This is a genomic window from Ralstonia sp. UBA689 (genome assembly GCF_002298975.1).
In the GTDB taxonomy this organism is placed as follows: domain Bacteria; phylum Pseudomonadota; class Gammaproteobacteria; order Burkholderiales; family Burkholderiaceae; genus Ralstonia.
Genome location: NZ_DBMV01000001.1, coordinates 389,440 through 407,737, shown reverse-complemented (window position 1 = coordinate 407,737; position 18,298 = coordinate 389,440). Strand labels below are relative to the sequence as shown.

General features: G+C 63.5%; 16 protein-coding genes. 6 read left to right on the top strand and 10 right to left on the bottom strand.

Annotation, left to right across the window (positions count from 1 at the left end; all coding sequences use genetic code 11):
* The first annotated feature begins 16 nt into the window (after positions 1–16).
* Together B4F51_RS02035 and B4F51_RS02030 are read left to right on the top strand one after the other, a co-directional pair.
* The gene (locus tag B4F51_RS02035) at positions 17–571 is read left to right on the top strand and encodes a peroxiredoxin (RefSeq protein WP_296223417.1); all 555 of its coding nucleotides are present in this window, start codon (positions 17–19) and stop codon (positions 569–571) included.
* A 78-nt stretch (positions 572–649) separates the two neighbouring features.
* Positions 650–1,168, top strand: coding sequence for a carboxymuconolactone decarboxylase family protein (locus B4F51_RS02030; protein WP_296223416.1), 519 nt, complete (start codon positions 650–652; stop codon positions 1,166–1,168).
* A 74-nt stretch (positions 1,169–1,242) separates the two neighbouring features.
* Here the strand turns inward: B4F51_RS02030 and ispF are convergent, their stop codons facing one another.
* Together ispF and ispD are read right to left on the bottom strand one after the other, a co-directional pair.
* The gene (gene ispF, locus B4F51_RS02025) at positions 1,243–1,758 is read right to left on the bottom strand and encodes a 2-C-methyl-D-erythritol 2,4-cyclodiphosphate synthase (protein WP_296223415.1); all 516 of its coding nucleotides are present in this window, start codon (positions 1,756–1,758) and stop codon (positions 1,243–1,245) included.
* Positions 1,755–2,516 carry a 2-C-methyl-D-erythritol 4-phosphate cytidylyltransferase gene (ispD, locus tag B4F51_RS02020; protein WP_296223414.1) on the bottom strand — a complete coding sequence of 254 codons (762 nt, stop codon included), beginning with the start codon at positions 2,514–2,516 and terminating at the stop codon, positions 1,755–1,757. The genes ispF and ispD overlap by 4 nt, the downstream gene beginning before the upstream one ends.
* A gap of 159 nt (positions 2,517–2,675) precedes the next feature.
* On the opposite strand from ispD, the gene mfd reads away from it, so the two are divergent.
* The 4 genes from mfd (at position 2,676) to B4F51_RS02000 (ending at position 9,396) form a co-directional block, all read left to right on the top strand.
* Complete coding sequence (gene mfd, locus B4F51_RS02015) at positions 2,676–6,107, top strand: transcription-repair coupling factor (RefSeq protein WP_296223413.1); 3,432 nt, start codon at positions 2,676–2,678, stop codon at positions 6,105–6,107.
* Positions 6,108–6,155: 48 nt separating this feature from the next.
* Positions 6,156–7,349 (top strand): acetylornithine deacetylase, encoded by a 1,194-nt coding sequence (gene argE, locus B4F51_RS02010; protein WP_296223412.1) that lies wholly within the window; start codon positions 6,156–6,158, stop codon positions 7,347–7,349.
* A gap of 109 nt (positions 7,350–7,458) precedes the next feature.
* Entirely contained in the window at positions 7,459–8,316 is an 858-nt protein-coding gene (gene serB, locus B4F51_RS02005; protein WP_296223411.1) for a phosphoserine phosphatase SerB, read from the top strand.
* Between the two features lie 18 nt (positions 8,317–8,334).
* Positions 8,335–9,396: a PDDEXK nuclease domain-containing protein gene (locus B4F51_RS02000; protein ID WP_296223410.1), complete on the top strand. Its 1,062-nt coding sequence runs from the start codon at positions 8,335–8,337 to the stop codon at positions 9,394–9,396.
* Positions 9,397–9,435: 39 nt separating this feature from the next.
* On the opposite strand, the gene B4F51_RS01995 is transcribed toward B4F51_RS02000, so the two are convergent.
* The 8 genes from B4F51_RS01995 to B4F51_RS01960 form a co-directional block, all read right to left on the bottom strand.
* Positions 9,436–10,647: a cystathionine beta-lyase gene (locus B4F51_RS01995; protein WP_296223409.1), complete on the bottom strand. Its 1,212-nt coding sequence runs from the start codon at positions 10,645–10,647 to the stop codon at positions 9,436–9,438.
* A 54-nt stretch (positions 10,648–10,701) separates the two neighbouring features.
* Positions 10,702–11,442, bottom strand: coding sequence for a hypothetical protein (locus B4F51_RS01990; protein WP_296223408.1), 741 nt, complete (start codon positions 11,440–11,442; stop codon positions 10,702–10,704).
* Positions 11,417–12,601: a beta-ketothiolase BktB gene (gene bktB, locus B4F51_RS01985; RefSeq protein WP_296223407.1), complete on the bottom strand. Its 1,185-nt coding sequence runs from the start codon at positions 12,599–12,601 to the stop codon at positions 11,417–11,419. Before bktB ends, B4F51_RS01990 begins: the two co-directional genes overlap by 26 nt.
* 86 nt (positions 12,602–12,687) lie before the next feature.
* On the bottom strand, positions 12,688–14,049 hold the full coding sequence (gene rimO / locus B4F51_RS01980) for a 30S ribosomal protein S12 methylthiotransferase RimO (protein ID WP_296223406.1): 1,362 nt from the start codon (positions 14,047–14,049) through the stop codon (positions 12,688–12,690).
* Positions 14,050–14,113: 64 nt separating this feature from the next.
* Entirely contained in the window at positions 14,114–15,094 is a 981-nt protein-coding gene (locus B4F51_RS01975; protein ID WP_296223405.1) for a tRNA dihydrouridine synthase, read from the bottom strand.
* Between the two features lie 200 nt (positions 15,095–15,294).
* Entirely contained in the window at positions 15,295–15,849 is a 555-nt protein-coding gene (phaR, locus tag B4F51_RS01970; RefSeq protein WP_296223404.1) for a polyhydroxyalkanoate synthesis repressor PhaR, read from the bottom strand.
* 394 nt (positions 15,850–16,243) lie between these two features.
* A complete protein-coding gene (locus B4F51_RS01965; protein WP_296223403.1) occupies positions 16,244–16,984 on the bottom strand; it encodes a 3-ketoacyl-ACP reductase in 741 nt (246 codons plus the stop codon).
* Positions 16,985–17,095: 111 nt separating this feature from the next.
* Positions 17,096–18,277, bottom strand: coding sequence for an acetyl-CoA C-acetyltransferase (locus B4F51_RS01960; RefSeq protein ID WP_296223402.1), 1,182 nt, complete (start codon positions 18,275–18,277; stop codon positions 17,096–17,098).
* Between the last annotated feature and the right edge of the window lie 21 nt (positions 18,278–18,298).

Here is an 18,298-nt window from a genome sequence, read left to right as displayed (position 1 = left end):
ACTTCAGGAGAAGCTCATGAAGACCATTGGTGACAAGCTCGAACCGTTCAAGGTTGTCGGCGTCAAGCCGGGGTTCAACCATCACGAGGAAAACGGCCAGTCGGCGTTCGAAGACATCACCGAGACCTCGTTCCCCGGCAGGTGGAAGGTCATCTACTTTTATCCGAAGGACTTCACCTTCGTGTGCCCGACCGAGATCGTTGCCTTCGCCAAGCTCAACCAGGATTTCGAAGACCGCGACACGGTCGTCCTGGGCGGCTCCACCGACAACGAGTTCGTCAAGCTGGCGTGGCGCCGCGAGCACAAAGATCTGAACAAACTCAACCAGTGGTCCTTTGCCGACACGACTGGCGCGCTGATCGACCAGCTCGGCGTGCGCGAACACGAGGCCGGTGTCGCCCTGCGCGCCACGTTCATCGTCGATCCGCATAACGTGATCCAGCACGTGTCGGTCAACAACCTGAACGTGGGCCGCAATCCGGACGAAGTTCTGCGCATCCTCGATGGCCTGCAAACGGACGAACTGTGCCCATGCAATCGCGCGGTGGGCGGCGAAACGCTGCATGCCTGATTGCGGCGGCCGTGATGTGCCTAATGCCCGAAGCCCGCGCAAGCGGGCTTTTTCAGCGCGAGCGAATAGGAGAATTCAATGGAATTCCTGCAGACGATTAAAGGGCGTATTCCCGACTACGCCAAGGACATCCGCCTGAACGTGGACAGCACCATCGCGAGGTCTTCGCTCGAAGGCACAGATGCCGTGGGCGTGGCGCTGGCGGCAGCCTTTGCGGCCAAGAGCAAGGTGCTGGTCGAGATCATCCGCAATGCCGGCGTGCTGTCGCCCGAAGAGACCACCGGCGCACTCACCGCCGCAGCACTGATGGGCATGAACAACACGTGGTATCCGTTTGTCGAGATGGCCGATGACGAAGACCTGAAAACGCAGCGCGCCGAGCTGCGCATGAACGCCTACGCCGCCCACGGCGGCATCGACAGGCGCCGCTTCGAGATGTACGCCCTGACAGCTTCCATCGTCGGCAAATGCCACTTCTGCGTCAGTTCGCACTACAAGCTGCTCAGGGAGATCGGCATGCCCACGCAGCAATTGCGCGATGTCGGACGCATCGCTTCGGTGATCAACGCCGCAGCGATCGTGATTGCTTCCGAATAGGTGATCAGGCTCCACAAGCGACAACGGCAGCGCGGAGCAATCCGGGCTGCCGTTGTCGTTCGTGAGGCCGGGCTTCAGTCCTGGTCAGCACCTTCCGCGCGGTAGATCAGCACCACGGCCTGCGCGACGATGCCCTCTTCCTTGCCCTCGAAGCCGAGTTTCTCGTTGGTCTTGGCCTTGACGTTGCAGCGCGCGGGCGCAATACCGAGGTCTTCCGCCAAGTTGGCGACCATGCCCGGCACGTGCGGTGCGAGCTTCGGTTTCTGGGCGATGACGGTGGCGTCGACGTTGCCCACCGCATAGCCTGCCTCGCGCACACGGCGCACCGCCTCGCGCAGCAGCACGCGGCTATCTGCACCGGCAAAGGCCGGATCGGTATCGGGAAAGTGCCGGCCGATGTCGCCCAGGCCGGCGGCACCGAACAGCGCATCGGTAATCGCGTGCAGCAGCGCGTCGGCGTCGGAGTGGCCGAGCAGCCCGCGCGTGTGCGGAATCTCCACGCCGCCGAGGATCAGCTTGCGGCCCTCCACCAGCGCGTGCACGTCGTAGCCCTGGCCTATACGGAAATTCGGGATGTCCACCCAGTTCATGCTTGCGATGCCTCTTGATCGGGGTTGGCGCGCGCAAGGATGGCCTCGGCGAGCGCGAAATCGTCGGGATACGTCACCTTGAAGTTGCGCAGCGCGCCAGGCACCAGCAGCGGCTTATGGCCGGCGGCTTCGATGGCGCTGGCTTCATCGGTGACGATGCGGTGCTGCACGAGCGCGTCACGCAAGGCGCGTTCCAGCAGACCGAGCGGGAACATCTGCGGCGTCTGCGCCTGCCACAGACCGTCGCGCGGCACGGTGGCGTCGATGTGCTGAGCGATGTCGGCACGCTTGAGCGTATCGGCCACCGGCAGCGCGAGGATACCGCCCACCGCTTGCGAGCCTTCCGAGTCAACCGCTGCAACCAGGCGAGCGATCAGCGCGGGGGTCAGGCCAGGGCGTGCAGCATCGTGCACGAGCACCCAGTCGTCGTCATGCGCACCTAGGCCGCGCAACGCTGCCAGCCCGTGCGTGACCGAGGCGTGGCGCGAATCGCCGCCGCAATCGACTTCCACCAGTGTGGGGGCATCGAACCCGCCATCGGGAAAGCGCTGCGCGAGCGGCTGTGCGCCCGGCGTCGTGACAACCAGCACGGCATCAATCTCGGGACTGGCCAGAAACGCTTGCGCCGTATGCCAAAGCATCGGCCGCCCGGCAATCGCCTGATATTGCTTTGGCAGGTCACCACCGGCGCGTGAGCCGGTGCCGGCCGAGGGAATCAGCGCAAAGCGGCGTCGGCCTATGCGGGAGTTTTCGGGCATGGAATACGGAAGATGAAGCGTAAGTGCGGCGTTTTCCAGGATTTTTGGCCTTCACCAGCACGCGATTGGCGCGGATTTTATAATAGCGGCCGAACCCGGAACACCCCGCCCGCAAAAGCTGGCGGGGTGTCGTGCTTTGTCTTGCCGACCGACCCCCACATGTCCGATTTCTCGTTCTCCGCCCTGCCCGCCGTCAAACCAGGCCAGCGCTTCGTCTTCAGCGGCCTGCAGGGTGCGGCGGATGCCCTGCTGCTCGCGCGCTACCTGGAACAGCATCGCGCCGCCGTACCAATGCTGGCGGTGGTCTGCGCCAATGCCGTCGATGCCCAGCGCCTGGCCGAAGAGCTGCGCTGGTTCGCGCCGCAAGCGCGCGTGAAGCTGCTGCCGGACTGGGAAACGCTGCCGTACGACAACTTCTCGCCGCACCAGGATTTGATCTCGGAGCGGCTGGCGACGCTGCATGACCTGCAGAACGGCGCGTGCGACATCCTGCTGGTGCCTGCTTCCACGGCGCTGCAGCGTATCGCCCCAACCTCGTTCCTAGCCGCCTATACGTTCTTCTTCAAGAAGGGCGAAAAGCTCGATGAGGCCGCGCTCAAAGCGCAGTTCACGCTGGCCGGGTACGAACACGTCAGCGCTGTGATGCGGCCAGGCGAATATTCGGTGCGCGGCGGTCTGATCGACCTATTCCCGATGGGCTCGCCGCTGCCGTACCGGCTCGACCTCTTCGGCGACGAGATCGAGACCATCCGCTCCTTCGACCCCGACACGCAGCGCAGCCTTTATCCAGTCAATGAGGTGCGCCTGCTGCCGGGCCGCGAATTCCCGATGGACGAAGCCTCGCGCACCGCCTTCCGCGGCCGCTGGCGCGAGGTGTTCGAGGGCGACCCGACGCGCTCACCCATCTACAAGGACATCGGCAACGGCGTGCCCTCGGCCGGCATCGAGTATTACCTGCCGCTGTTCTTCGAAGAGACCGCGACGCTGTTCGACTACCTGCCCGGCGCCACGCATCTCGCCTTCGTGGGCGACATCGAAGGCGCGGTGCGCCGCTTCTGGGCCGACACCACCCAGCGCTACAACTTCATGCGTCATGACCGCGAGCGGCCGCTGCTGCAGCCGTCTGCCCTGTATCTGGATGAAGAGGCGTTCTTCGTCGCGGCTAAGCCGCACGCACGTCTGGTGTTGCGCAGCGAGCCCGGCGATGAACCGCTTTCGCTGCCGTTGCCGAACGTGGCCGTCAACCGCCGCGCAGAGGACCCGCTCGTCAATCTCGAATCGTTCCTGATGCGCAGCAACTGCCGCGTAATGATCTGCGCCGAATCCGCAGGCCGCCGCGAAACGCTTGCGCAAATGCTTGCTGCTAGCGGCTTGCACCCCGAAGGCGTGGCTGACTTTGCCGACCTGATGGCGGGCGATGCCAAGTTCGTGCTGGGCGTGGCACCGCTGTACCAAGGCTTCATCCTCGGCGAGGAGCGTATCGCCCTCATCACAGAGACCGAGCTTTACGAGCAAACCACCCGCCGCGCCGGGCGCCGCAAGCAGGAACAGGCTACCGCCGTGGATGCCATGGTGCGCGACCTGGCCGAGCTGAAGATCGGCGACCCAGTGGTGCATAGCGAGCACGGCATCGGCCGCTACCAAGGGCTCGCCTCCATCGATATGGGCAACGGCGAGGAGGAGTTTCTCCACCTCGACTACGACAAGGGCAGCAAGCTCTACGTGCCGGTGCATCAGTTGCACGTGATCTCGCGCTACTCCGGCGCCGATCCGGAAACTGCGCCGCTGCACTCGCTCGGCTCCGGCCAGTGGGAAAAAGCCAAGCGCAAAGCCGCTCAGCAGATCCGCGATACAGCGGCCGAACTGCTGAACCTGTATGCGCGCCGCGCGATGCGCCAGGGCTTTGCCTTCCCGCTCACGCCGAACGACTACGAGACGTTTGCCGAGAGCTTCGGCTTTGAAGAAACGCCCGACCAGGCTGCCGCCATTGCAGCCGTCATCGCCGACATGACCTCGGGCAAGCCGATGGACCGCCTCGTCTGCGGCGACGTCGGCTTCGGCAAGACGGAAGTCGCACTGCGCGCCGCCTTCGTCGCGGTGATGGGCGGCAAGCAGGTCGCCATTCTCGCGCCCACCACGCTGCTGGCGGAGCAGCATTACCAGACGCTGGTCGACCGCTTTGCAGATTGGCCCGTGCGCATTGCCGAGATCTCGCGCTTCAAGAACAAGAAAGAGATCGACGGAGCCATCGAGGCCATCAATGCCGGCACCATCGACATCGTGATCGGCACGCACAAGCTGCTCTCACCAGACGTGAAATTCGATCGCCTCGGGCTCGTCATCATCGATGAGGAACACCGCTTTGGCGTGCGCCAGAAGGAGGCGCTCAAGACGCTGCGCGCCGAGGTGGACGTGCTCACGCTCACCGCCACGCCGATCCCGCGCACGCTGGGCATGGCGCTGGAAGGCCTGCGCGATTTCTCGGTGATTGCCACCGCGCCGCAGAAGCGGCTGGCCATCAAGACCTTCCTGCGCCGCGAAGAAGACGGCGTGCTGCGCGAAGCCATCCTGCGTGAGCTGAAACGCGGCGGTCAGGTCTACTTCCTGCACAACGAGGTCGAAACCATCGAGAACAAGCGCGCCAAGCTGGAGGAGTTGATTCCGGAGGCGCGCGTGGTGGTTGCCCACGGCCAGATGCATGAGCGAGAGCTGGAGCGCGTGATGCGCGATTTCGTGGCCCAGCGCGCCAACATCCTGCTGTGCACGACGATTATTGAAACCGGTATCGACGTGCCGACCGCCAACACGATCCTGATCCACCGCGCCGACAAGTTCGGCCTGGCGCAATTGCACCAGTTGCGCGGCCGTGTCGGGCGCTCGCATCACCAGGCGTATGCGTATCTGCTGGTGCATGACGTGGACGGCCTGACCAAGCAGGCACAGCGCCGGCTGGAAGCGATTCAGCAAATGGAAGAACTCGGCTCCGGCTTCTACCTGGCGATGCACGACCTGGAGATCCGCGGCGCCGGCGAGGTGCTGGGCGACAAGCAGTCTGGCGAGATTTCCGAGATCGGCTTCCAGCTTTACACCGACATGCTCAATCAGGCGGTGAAGTCGCTCAAGGCGGGCAAGGAGCCCGACCTGATGGCGCCGCTGGCAGCCACCACTGAGATCAACCTCGGCACGCCCGCCCTGCTGCCGCAGGACTACTGCGGCGACGTGCAGGAGCGCCTGTCGCTGTACAAGCGCCTGGCCAACTGTGAAAGCAGCGAGACCATTGACAATATCCAGGAAGAACTGATCGACCGCTTCGGCAAGCTGCCGCCGCAAGCGCAATCGCTCATCGAGACGCACCGCCTGCGCATTGCGGCGGTGCCGCTGGGCATCCGCAAGATCGACACGGGCGCCGACGCTGTCACGCTGCATTTCGTGCCCAACCCGCCCGTGGATGCAATCAAGATCATCGACCTGGTGCAGAAGAACCGGCAAATCAAGCTGGCCGGCCAGGACCGCCTGCGCATCGAGAACATCCCCGCCGAGACCGCCGCGCTGGCACAGACGATCCGCCACGCCATGCGGCAATTGAGTTGATCGGATAGGATCAGCCAATCACCAGAAAGACACCCTCAGGACACCATCATGAGCACCACCCCCACCGGCCTATCCACGCTTGAATGGACGCGCAAGCTTGTCAGCTTCGACACCACCAGCCGCGGCTCCAACCTGGCGCTGATCGAAACCGTGCGCGACTACCTGCGCGGCGTCGGCATCGAATCGCATCTCTCGCACAACGACGACCGCAACAAGGCCAACCTGTTTGCGACGATTCCGGCTGCGGATGGCAGCGTGCAAGGCGGCATCGTGCTGTCGGGTCATACCGACGTGGTGCCAGTCGATGGTCAGAAGTGGGACAGCGCCCCGTTCACGCCGGAAATCCGCGACGGCAGGCTGTACGGGCGCGGCACGTGCGACATGAAGGGCTTTATTGCTTCGTCGCTGGCGCTGGTGCCGTCGCTGCTGCAGGCCAAGCTGCGCGAGCCGGTGCACCTGGCGCTATCGTATGACGAGGAGGTCGGCTGCGTGGGCGCACCGCGCATGATCGAAGACCTGATCGCACGCGGCATCAAGCCTGCCGGTTGCATCGTCGGCGAGCCCACCTCCATGCGTCCGATCATCGCCCACAAGGGCATCAACGCTTACCGCTGCCGCGTGCACGGGCGCGCCGCCCATTCGTCGCTCACGCCGCAGGGGGTCAATGCCATCGAATACGCCGCGCGCATCATCTGCTTCGTGCGCGACCTGGCCGATGAATTCCGCGCACAAGGCCCATTTGACGACGCATTCGACGTGCCCTTCACCACGGCGTCCACCGGCCTCGTCAACGGCGGCATCGCGCTCAACACGATTCCCGCGCTGTGCGAGGTCGTCTTCGAATTCCGCAACCTGCCGGGCGTGGATGCACCGGCCATCCGCGGCCGCGTGGAGCAATACATCCGCGAGACCATCGAACCCGCGATGCAGCGAGAACACCCGGATGCCCGCATCGAACTGGCCGAGATTGCCGCTGCGCCGTCGCTCGACGCCTCTGAGCAGGCCGCTATCACGCAGCTCGTGCGCGTGCTGACTGAGGACAACGACAAACGCAAGGTCGCCTACGGCACCGAGGCGGGCCTCTTCCAGCGTGCCGGCATTCCGGCCGTGTTGTGCGGTCCAGGCAACATTGAGCAGGCACACAAGGCCAACGAGTACGTGGAACTCGCCCAGCTTGATGCCTGCGACCAGTTCCTCGCCAAGGTGGTCCGCAGCCTGATGCTGGAGACTGCCTCCGCCTGAGCCCTGCTGCCTCAGTTCATGTGCGCCTCACCTTTTCGTGGGGCGCATTCCTAGGGCAGCGTTCGCTACAATGGCGCGCTTCCCCGGCATTTCATTCCCCCGCCCTCCCATGCCCGTCGTCCTGCAAAGCCTGTCGCCGCTGTCCTCCGGCGAGATCGAGTCCGTCCGCAGCCTGTTCGGCACTGCCGCCTACGAGATGCGTACGCCCAACGTAGCCGCCATCGAGTGGGTGCACGAACTACCCAGCGAACTGCGCGTCCAGCTCGACGCCATCTGCGCCAATCTGAAGCTGGACTACGCGTGGATTCCCGACGAATGGACCTTTGGGGATTTTCGCGTCCTGGCGATGGACATGGATTCCACCCTCATCACCATCGAGTGCATCGACGAGATTGCCGATTTCTGCGGCCTGAAATCGCAGGTGGCCGCCATCACCGAGGCGTCGATGCGCGGTGAGATCAAGGATTTCAACGAGAGTCTCACGCGCCGCGTCGAACTGCTCAAGGGCCTGGACGCGGGCGTGCTGGAGCGTGTTTATGCCGAGCGCCTGCAACTGTCACCCGGCGCCGAGAAGATGCTCAAGGCCGTGCAGGCCATGGGCATCCGCACGCTGCTCGTATCGGGCGGCTTCGAGTTCTTCACCTCTCGCCTGCAGGAACGCCTGGGCCTGGACCGCACGCGCGCCAACACGCTGGAGATCGTGGACGGCAAGCTCACCGGCCGCGTGCTCGGCGAGATCGTCAATGCGGATGTGAAGGCGCAGACGCTCAAGGCGTTCTGCAAAGAGTTGGACGTGACGCCGGACAACGCCATCGCCATGGGTGACGGCTCGAACGACCTGAAGATGATGGGCGTAGCTGGCCTGTCGGTGGCCTTCCGCGCCAAGCCCATCGTGCAGGCGCAGGCCGACGTGGCGCTCAACGTTGTCGGGCTGGATGGGCTGCTGAACCTTTTCCCGCAGCAGTAAAGCCGCTGTCAGACGGCGATGGCGACGAGGCAACCCACCCGCAAGAAACTCGCACCAGCGGTGCGAGAAAAGGACGTGGCAAAGGACTACCCGGCATTGCTGGCCGAGGTGAAGGCACGCATTCAGGCGGCGCAATACGCCGCACTGCGTACGGTCAACAAGGCACTGGTGGGCCTCTATTGGGATATCGGCCAGCTCATCGTCGAGCGACAGCACAGCGAGGGCTGGGGCAAGGGCGTGGTGGAACAACTCTCGAACGATCTACGCGCGGCGTTTCCCGAAGTGGGCGGGTTTTCGGTGCAAAACCTTTGGTATATGCGCCAGTTCTATCAGGAATACAGCGCCGCGCCAAAACTCCAACCACTGGTTGGAGAAATCGGATGGGCCCACAACCTGCTCATCATGTCGCGCTGCAAAGACGCCCAGGCGCGTGAGTTTTACCTGCGTATGACGCGTAAGTTCGGCTGGTCGAAAAACGTGCTCGCCCACCAGATCGACAACCAAAGCTACGAGAAATCGCTGCTGGGCCAGACCAATTTCGACAAGGCCCTGACGCCCACCTTGCGTGCGCAGGCCAAGCTTGCGATCAAGGATGAATACGCCTTCGACTTTCTCGAACTGGGCGAACAACACAGCGAACGGGAACTGGAGCGCGCGCTGATTACCCGCATTGAGGATTTTCTGCGTGCGATGGGCGGCATGTTCGCTTTCCTTGGTAGCCAGTACCGGCTTGAAGTAGACGGCGACGAATACTTTATCGACCTGCTGCTGTTCCACCGGCGCTTGCGCTCACTCGTCGCCATCGAACTGAAGATCGGCAAGTTCGAGCCTGAGTTCGTCGGCAAGATGCAGTTCTACCTGGCCGCGCTGGACGCACAGGTGCGCCAGGACGACGAAAACCCGTCCATCGGCATCATCCTGTGCAAGGAGAAGAAGCGCACCATCGTCGAGTACGCCCTGCGCGATGCGAAAAAGCCGATCGGCGTGGCGACTTACGCCATTACCAAGAGCTTACCGAAGGAGCTGCAAGGGCAGTTGCCCTCGCCGGAAGCCATTGCGCGCCTGCTGGAAACACTCTGACGGCCGCCGACGCCCGCGCCCGCCGGCGGCGCTCGTCAATCAACCCCGCAGGTGCGTCTCCATCGCTTGCTTCAGGTCGGCGATCAGATCGCGCGGATCTTCCAAGCCGATATACAGGCGCACAAAGCCGCCCGCATTCTCCCAATCCGCCGGCGGCCAGGCCGTGGCTGTGCGCATCGACGGGATGTTGTACGGCAGCGCAAGGCTGTGCGCTCCACCCCACGAAAAGCCGATCGCGAAGTAGCGCAGCCCCTCGATAAAGGCGTCGATCTGGGCAGCCGAATAGCGCTCGTGCAGCACGATCGAGAACAGGCCGGAGGCGCCCGTGAAGTCACGCTTCCAGTTCTCATGGCCCGGACAGTTGGGCAGCGCAGGATGCAGCACGCGCACGACCTCTGGCCGGTCGGATAGCCACTGCGCCACTTCACGCGCGTGTGTGTCATGCGCGGCCAACCGCGTCGGCAGGCTGGGCAGGCCGCGCAGCACGAAATAGCAGTCGTCCGCCGACACGCCCCAACCCATGCGCATGCGCGTGGCCAGCAGCTTGTGATGCAGCGCCTCGTCATTGGTAATGGTGGCGCCCATCAGCACGTCGCTACCACCGGACTGGTACTTGGTCAGCGCTTGCACCGAGATGTCGATGCCGTGCGCGAACGGCTGGTAATACACGCCGCCGCTCCAGGTGTTGTCGATGGCGGTGACGGCGCCGTGCGCGCGCACCACCTCGGCGATGGCAGTGCAATCCGGCACCTCCATCGTCACCGAGCCAGGCGCTTCCAGCCACACAAGCTTGGTGTTGTGGCGCATCAGATCGGCGATGCCGGCGCCGATCATCGGATCGTAATAGCGCACGGTGATGCCAAACTGGCGGGCCATCCATTCGCCGTGGTCACGATTCGGGCCGTAGACGTTATCGGGCACCAGCACATCGTCGCCGGACTTGATGAGCGTGAAGTACACCAGCGAGATCGCCGCCAGGCCAGAAGGCAGCAGCAGTGCGTGTGACCCGCCTTCGATCTGCGCCAGCGCCTGGCACAGCGCGTCGGAGGTCGGCGTGGCGTGCAGGCCGTAACGCCAGTGCACCACGCTGCCGCTGCCGAAGGCGCGCATGTCGGCGAGGTTCTTGAAAACGACGGTCGAGGCGCGTTGCGTGGCATGCGAAAACGCCGCAAAGCCGGGCGGGACATGCAGGTCCGGATGCACGGCTTGCGTCGCGGGAAACATGGGCGGGAGCTTGGTATCGTCGGTCACGAGGAATTCCTGGCCAAAGGCAGATGAGCGGCAGTCAGCGATGGACCCCGCAGCTTACCAGTGCGCGCCGGATCTGGCGGGATTAACGGACGGCAGCATCGGTGCCGGAGCCAACTGGCCCGGAGCGGCGGGCGTCAAGGGTGTCGCCGGTACGACGGCATTGCTATCGGCAGCGGCATCGTACGGCGGGATCACCACCACGGCCACTGGCCGCAGCACAAACGGGAGCGTATGGCCGCCATGCGCGACATCGGTCCAGGTGCCATGCACGATGCCGTGCGCGTCGATGGCGCCCTCCCACGTGCCGCTGACATGCGTGCCGTCGTCGGACTCCTCCATCAGGAAACCGCCGTTCTCGTATTCGCCGGTCACGAGACGCACACCCGGGCCATTGCCGGCGACGTACTCGCCGTGGACGCTGTCGATCTCGCCAGGCTTGGCGGCAAGGCGCATGTGGATCGGCATGTCGCCGATGACGCCGGTGTAGACAGGGTATTTCGCGTAGTCAGGCTGTGGCTGCAGCACGCGAGGCTGCTCGGTCTGGGCGGAGAACCCATTGCCCGCATGGGCGGCCCGTCGCTTATCACCATCGGCGATGGCGCGATTCAGGCCGAGGTCGACCGGCTGCACGTTAGCGCCGCCGGTCGACACGTCATAGCCGTTATTGGCAGACGGCGTCTGTGCAGACGCCAGCGCCACGCCCGTGGCCAGCGCCAGCGCAAGCAGCGCGCCGGCAGGCCGAATCAGCCGTTCAATCGGAAAAGTGCGTTCAGATGCGTTCGAACACCGCCGCAATGCCTTGTCCTCCACCAATGCACATGGTCACCAGCGCGTAGCGACCACCGATACGCTGCAACTCGTACAGCGCCTTCACCGTAATCAGGGCACCCGTCGCGCCGATCGGGTGGCCGAGCGAAATGCCCGAGCCGTTCGGGTTGACCTTGGCCGGGTCCAGGCCGAGTTCCTTCGTCACGGCGCAGGCCTGCGCTGCGAAAGCTTCGTTGGCCTCGATCACGTCCAGATCCTTGACCGACAGACCGGCACGCTCCAACGCCTTGCGCGTGGCGGGTACCGGGCCAATGCCCATGAGCTTCGGATCGACACCCGCATGGCCATACGACACCAGGCGTGCCAGCGGCTTGAGACCGCGCTTCTCGGCCACCGAGCGCTCCATCAGCACCAGCGCCGCACCCGCGTCGTTCAGGCCCGAGGCATTGCCCGCCGTGACCGTGCCGTTTTCCTTCGCAAAGACCGGCTTGAGCTTGACCATGTCTTCGATGGTCGCGTCGTGGCGCACGTGCTCATCCGTATCAAACTGGATATCGCCCTTGCGCGACTTGATCGTCACCGGAACGATCTGGTCCTTGAAGTAGCCCGCCTGGATGGCGCGCGAGGCACGCTGGTGCGATTCCAGCGCGGTCTGATCCTGCTGCTCGCGGCTGATGCCGAATTCGCGGGCGACATTTTCCGCCGTCACACCCATGTGGATGGTGTGGAACGGGTCGTGCAGCGCGCCGAGCATCATGTCGATCATCTTGGCGTCGCCCATGCGCGAACCCCAGCGGGCAGCGGGCGCAAGGTACGGCGCGCGACTCATGCTTTCGGCACCACCGCCAATGGCGATGTCGGCGTCACCCAGCAGGATAGTCTGCGCGGCGCTCACTACGGCCTGCAGGCCGGAGCCGCACAGGCGGTTGACGTTGAATGCGGGCGTATCGGCCGACACGCCGCCGTTCACGGCCGCCACGCGCGAGAGGTACATGTCGCGCGGCTCGGTGTTGATGACGTGGCCGAACACCACATGACCAACCTCCTCGCCCTTCACGCCCGCGCGGGCCAGAGCCTCGCGCACGACGAGCGCACCCAGTTCGCACGGGGCCACATCCTTCAAGCCGCCGCCAAACGTCCCGATTGCGGTACGAACACCGCTGACCACCACCACTTCACGTGCCATTGCTGTCTCCATGCAATTTAAATTGGATGGCGGCCAGTATAAGCGAACGACCGTTCGCAAATTTTAGGTGGGATTACCTAAGCGAATCAGACCTCGCCCCACAGGTCATGCCCATCCGCGCCGGTGATCTTAACCGACACAAAATCGCCCGCCTTGTAGCGCTTATACGGTTTGGACGGCGGCGCAATGTAGACCAGACCGTCAATTTCCGGAGCATCCGCTGAAGAACGGCCGATGCCGCCGTCCTGGTTCACCTCGTCCACCAGCACGCGCAGCGACTTGCCGACCTTGCGCTGCAGACGGCGGGCGGACACACGTTCGGCCACCTCCATGAAGCGTGCACGGCGCTCCTCGCGCACCTCGTCAGGCAGCGCACCCGGCAGGTCGTTGGCGGTCGCGCCTTCGACCGGCGAATAGGCAAAGCAGCCCACGCGGTCCAGTTCGGCCTCGGCGATGAAGTCAAGCAGCGTCTGGAACTCTTCTTCCGTCTCGCCGGGGAAACCGGCGATGAAGGTGCTGCGAATTGTCAACTCCGGACAGACCTCGCGCCAGGCGCGGATGCGGTCCAGCGTTTTTTCGGCGTTGGCCGGGCGCTTCATGCGCTTGAGCACGTCCGGGTGGGCGTGCTGCAGCGGCACATCGAGGTACGGCAACACCTTGCCCTCTGCCATCAGCGGCATCACTTCGTCTACGCTCGGATACGGATAGACGTAATGCAGGCGCACCCAGGCACCGTATTGCGAAGCCAGCTCGCCCAGTGCAGCCACCAGCTCGGTCATGCGCGTCTTGAGCGGACGGCCATTCCAGAAGCCGGTGCGGAACTTGACGTCGACGCCATAGGCGCTGGTGTCCTGCGAGATGACGAGCAGTTCCTTCACCCCCGCCTTCAGCAGGTTCTCTGCCTCCAGCATCACCTCGGCCACCGGGCGCGAGACGAGATCGCCGCGCATCGACGGGATGATGCAAAAGCTGCAGCGGTGATTGCAGCCTTCGGAAATCTTCAGATAGGCGTAGTGCTTGGGCGTGAGCTTGATGCCCTGCGGCGGCACCAGATCGATGAACGGATCGTGCGGCTTGGGCAGGTGCGTGTGTACGGCTTCCATCACCTCGCCCAGCGCGTGGGGGCCGGTCACGGCCAGCACCTTCGGATGCACGCTGGTGATGATGTCCTGCCCGGAGGCGTCCTTCTTGGCACCCAGGCAGCCGGTGACGATCACCTTGCCATTCTCGGCCAGCGCCTCGCCGATGGCATCCAGGCTTTCCTGCACCGCCTCGTCGATGAAGCCGCAGGTGTTCACGACCACCAGGTCCGCGCCGCCGTACGTGCCGGAAATCTCGTACCCCTCCGCGCGCAACTGGGTGATGATCTGTTCGGAATCGACGAGTGCCTTGGGGCAGCCGAGCGAAACGAAGCCCACCTTCGGGCTCTGGGTACTGACGTCGGACATGGGAACAACCTGATGTGGGGAGAGGATTTGCGCTGCACACACGGTTGCCGCGCGGTTGCGTATTTTAACCGTTCGCCGTGCCTTGGCGACCAAGCGCGAGTTGCATGTGCTCGATCACCCGCTCGATTTCCAACGCATCCTGCAGGCGCCGGATGGCATCATGCAATTCTGCGGCCTGCGGCCACGTCCGCTTCAGATAACCGAGCCACAGCTTGACACGGCCGTGCTCATGGCGCGCTGAGATGCGCGCGTGCAGTTTCTTCAGATAATCGGCGAGATATCCGAGCACCAGCGACCATTCCGCAGCAGACGGCTCCCGCTCCCTCTGCCCGCGAATGCGCTGGGCCAGGAAAGGATCGGACACGGCACCCCTGCCGATCATCACGTCGTCGCAGCCGCTCACGGCGAGGCAACGCTCCCAATCGGCGACGGTCCAGACTTCGCCATTGGCGGTCACGGGAATGTTCACCACGTCAGCAATCCGCGCGATCCAGTCCCAATGTGCGGGTGGCCGGTAGCCGTGATCCCGCGTGCGGGCATGCACGACCAGCGACTCCGCCCCACCTTCCGCCAATGCTGTTGCACAGTCGATCGCCCGTGAAGTATCCGAGACGCCGAGCCGCATCTTGGCTGTCACCGCGATATTGGCCGGAACGGCGGCACGCACGGCAGACACGATGGAGTGCAGCACCTCAGGCGTGTCGAGCAGCATGGCGCCGCCACCGTGCCGGTTTACCACCTTGGCGGGGCAGCCAAAGTTCAGGTCGATCCCGTGCGGCGACAACGTCGCGGCGTATGCAGCATTGCAGGCCAGCCATTCCGGATCGCTGCCGAGAAGCTGGATGACCATCGGCGTGCCGCTGGCCGTATAGCCGCCGCTGCGGATCTCAGGGGTTTCGCGCTCGTAGGTGCGCGCGGGCAGCAAGGAACCCGTTACGCGAACGAATTCCGAGACGCACCCGTCATAGCCGCCGGCCTGTGTCAGCACGTCGCGCATGACGAAATCCGCAACCCCTTCCATCGGAGCAAGTAAAAGGCGGCTCATGCGAAAACGGAGAACAACCGGCCTGCAAGCCCGGGGCTGACATCAAACATGGAGAAACTGAAACGGGAATCGGGATCGCCGGTGAGACGCCTGCCTCACTTGAAGGACCCGCATTCTACCCTGCCGCCCACCCGCCCTCGCTCCAAACAAAAAAGGCGAACCGCCACGCGATTCGCCTTACCTTGCCAAGCCTGCCGAGCTTACTTCTTCTCGGGCGGCTGATTGAACGGGAAGGTCCCGAACATGTTCTTGGCCTGGCTCTGCATCTGCTCCTGCATCTGCACGAACAGATTTTTGCTCTGCTCAATGTAGTTGCTCATCATGCCCTGCATCATCGGCCCCTGCATGTTCATGAACTGCGACCACATGTCGGGGTTGAAGGTATTGCCGCTGTAAAGATCCTTCGAGTTCTCGGCCAGCTTGCTCTGGATATCGACGAACGCCTGGATGTTCTTCTCCAGATACGTGCCCATCATGCCTTGCATGGCATTGCCGTAGAAGCGGATGATCTGCGCCAGCATGGAGCCGGAGAACATCGGCACGCCGCCGGTTTCCTCTTCCAGAATGATCTGCAGCAGAATGCTGCGGGTCAGGTCTTCACCGGACTTCGCATCGACCACGCGAAAATCCTCGGTTTCCATCACAAGCTGCTTGACGTCTGCCAGCGTGATGTATGTGCTGGTCTGGGTATCGTAGAGGCGGCGGTTGGGATATTTCTTGATCAGCCGTTCGGTGCCCTTCTTGCTGGTGGCCATCGTGCCTTTCCGTGGTGACGATGCTGCTGCGGTGCAGCCGATGCAGTGCGAAATTGCTGCACCAAGCGGTGCAACAAAATACGCGGTTGCTCGACTTTGCCGACCTGCGTGCAAGTACGGCAACGCAGATGCATCCGGTTATGATCGGACGCTCCTTGTCTCCCTGCGGAGCGCCTACGTGACTGGATTCTATGCCTGTCGCCCTGCAAAGAAAAGGCGACCTCCCCCGGTAAAAACCCGCAGCATTTTGATGCGGTTGGCGCACCTGGATTCACACGGGAAATGGCGTCAATAGATTGCTGCGACGCAATCAAGCGTCGCAGCACCAGACATGACTCGGGGCAAGAATTACTGCATCCACACGGCGACATCGCCGCCGCATGAGCGTTGAGGGTCAGCCCATGTGCAGGCCGCCGTTGAGGGAGAAATCCGCGCCGGTGGAAAAGCCCGATTCGTCGGACGCCAGCCATGCGCAGATCGAGGCGATCTCAGTCGGTTCGCCCAGGCGCTTGACGGGGATCGTACCGATAATCTTGTCGAGTACGTCCTGACGAATCGCTTTCACCATGTCGGTGGCGATATAGCCCGGCGACACGGTGTTCACCGTCACCCCCTTGGTCGCCACTTCCTGAGCCAATGCCATCGTGAAACCGTGCAGGCCGGCCTTTGCAGTTGAATAGTTGGTCTGGCCGAACTGCCCCTTCTGGCCGTTCACCGACGAGATGTTGATGATGCGGCCCCAGCCGCGATCCACCATGCCGTCGATCACCTGCTTGGTCACGTTGAACAGCGACGTGAGGTTGGTGTCGATCACAGCATCCCAATCAGCACGGGTCATCTTGCGGAACACCACGTCTCGCGTGATGCCGGCATTGTTGATGAGGACGTCGACCTCGCCCACTTCGGCCTTGACCTTGTCGAATGCCGCCTTGGTCGACTCCCAGTCGCCGACGTTGCCCTCGGACGGAACGAAGTCGAAACCAAGCGCCTTCTGTTGCTCGAGCCATTTCGCCTTGCGCGGCGAGTTCGGGCCACAGCCTGCGACAACGGTAAAGCCGTCGCGCGCCAAGCGCTGGCAAATCGCCGTTCCGATACCGCCCATGCCACCGGTGACGTATGCGATGCGTTTGGTCATGTCCACTCCTTGTCCTTGTTGTTGGAGCCGCTTGAGTCTTTCTCAAGCGGAGATGCTTCGGATCGGTGTGCGCTGATTTCGTTCAACACACACCGATAACACTGCACAGATTTACGGACGCTCAACTGCCAGCGCCACACCCATGCCGCCGCCGATACACAGCGAGGCCAGGCCCTTCTTCGCATCGCGCTTTTGCATCTCGTGCAGCAGCGTGACCAAAATGCGGCAGCCCGACGCGCCGATCGGGTGACCGATGGCGATGGCGCCGCCGTTGACGTTGACCTTGGACGTATCCCAACCCATCTGCTGATGCACGGCCAGCGCTTGGGCGGCAAACGCCTCGTTGATCTCCATCAGATCCAGATCGCCCACCGACCAGCCAGCGCGCGACAGGCAACGCTTGGATGCCGGCACCGGGCCCATGCCCATCACCTTCGGGTCGACACCCGCGTTGGCGTAGGCGCGAATGGTCGCCAGCGGCGTCAGGCCCAGCTCGCGGGCTTTGGCCGCCGACATCACCACCACCGCCGCAGCGCCATCGTTGAGGCCCGACGCATTGGCCGCCGTCACGGTACCGGCCTTGTCGAAGGCAGGCTTCAGGCCAACCATCGATTCCAGTGTCGCACCGTGGCGAACGAACTCATCCTGCGCAAAAGCAATCGCATCGCCCTTGCGCTGCGGGATCATGACCGGGACGATCTCGTCATTGAAGCGGCCGGACTTCTGTGCGGCTTCCGCCTTGTTTTGTGAGGCGACAGCAAACTCATCCTGGGCCTCGCGCGTGATGCCATATTCCTTGGCGACGTTCTCGGCGGTGATGCCCATGTGGTACTGGTTGTAGACGTCCCACAGCCCGTCCACAATCATTGAATCGATCAGCTTAGCGTCGCCCATGCGGAAACCGTCGCGCGAACCCGGCAGGACGTGCGGCGCGGCGGACATGTTCTCCTGCCCACCGGCCACAACGATCTCGGCATCGCCCGCGATGATGGCGTTGGCGGCCAGCATCACGGCCTTCAGACCGGAGCCGCACACCTTGTTGATGGTCATGCCGGGCACCATGTTTGGCAGCCCCGCCTTGATCAGGGACTGACGCGCCGGGTTCTGGCCGGAGCCGGCCGTCAACACCTGGCCCATGATGACTTCGCTCACCTGATCCGGCGCCACCTTGGCGCGCGAGAGCGCCTCGCGGATCACCGTTGCGCCCAACTCGGGCGCGGCGATCTTCGCCAGCGAGCCACCAAACTTGCCCACGGCGGTACGGACCGCCGATACGATTACAACATCAGTCATTTGCTTGCCTTCCACTGTCGA

What these genes read in the sequence shown, in the direction of transcription:
- B4F51_RS02035 (WP_296223417.1), top strand. Translation starts at nt 17, where the DNA reads ATGAAGACCATTGGTGACAAGCTCGAACCGTTCAAGGTTGTCGGCGTC.
- B4F51_RS02030 (WP_296223416.1), top strand. Translation starts at nt 650, where the DNA reads ATGGAATTCCTGCAGACGATTAAAGGGCGTATTCCCGACTACGCCAAG.
- ispF (WP_296223415.1), bottom strand. Translation starts at nt 1,758, where the DNA reads ATGAACTGGGTGGACATCCCGAATTTCCGTATAGGCCAGGGCTACGAC.
- ispD (WP_296223414.1), bottom strand. Translation starts at nt 2,516, where the DNA reads ATGCCCGAAAACTCCCGCATAGGCCGACGCCGCTTTGCGCTGATTCCC.
- mfd (WP_296223413.1), top strand. Translation starts at nt 2,676, where the DNA reads ATGTCCGATTTCTCGTTCTCCGCCCTGCCCGCCGTCAAACCAGGCCAG.
- argE (WP_296223412.1), top strand. Translation starts at nt 6,156, where the DNA reads ATGAGCACCACCCCCACCGGCCTATCCACGCTTGAATGGACGCGCAAG.
- serB (WP_296223411.1), top strand. Translation starts at nt 7,459, where the DNA reads ATGCCCGTCGTCCTGCAAAGCCTGTCGCCGCTGTCCTCCGGCGAGATC.
- B4F51_RS02000 (WP_296223410.1), top strand. Translation starts at nt 8,335, where the DNA reads ATGGCGACGAGGCAACCCACCCGCAAGAAACTCGCACCAGCGGTGCGA.
- bktB (WP_296223407.1), bottom strand. Translation starts at nt 12,601, where the DNA reads ATGGCACGTGAAGTGGTGGTGGTCAGCGGTGTTCGTACCGCAATCGGG.
- rimO (WP_296223406.1), bottom strand. Translation starts at nt 14,049, where the DNA reads ATGTCCGACGTCAGTACCCAGAGCCCGAAGGTGGGCTTCGTTTCGCTC.
- B4F51_RS01975 (WP_296223405.1), bottom strand. Translation starts at nt 15,094, where the DNA reads ATGAGCCGCCTTTTACTTGCTCCGATGGAAGGGGTTGCGGATTTCGTC.
- phaR (WP_296223404.1), bottom strand. Translation starts at nt 15,849, where the DNA reads ATGGCCACCAGCAAGAAGGGCACCGAACGGCTGATCAAGAAATATCCC.
- B4F51_RS01965 (WP_296223403.1), bottom strand. Translation starts at nt 16,984, where the DNA reads ATGACCAAACGCATCGCATACGTCACCGGTGGCATGGGCGGTATCGGA.
- B4F51_RS01960 (WP_296223402.1), bottom strand. Translation starts at nt 18,277, where the DNA reads ATGACTGATGTTGTAATCGTATCGGCGGTCCGTACCGCCGTGGGCAAG.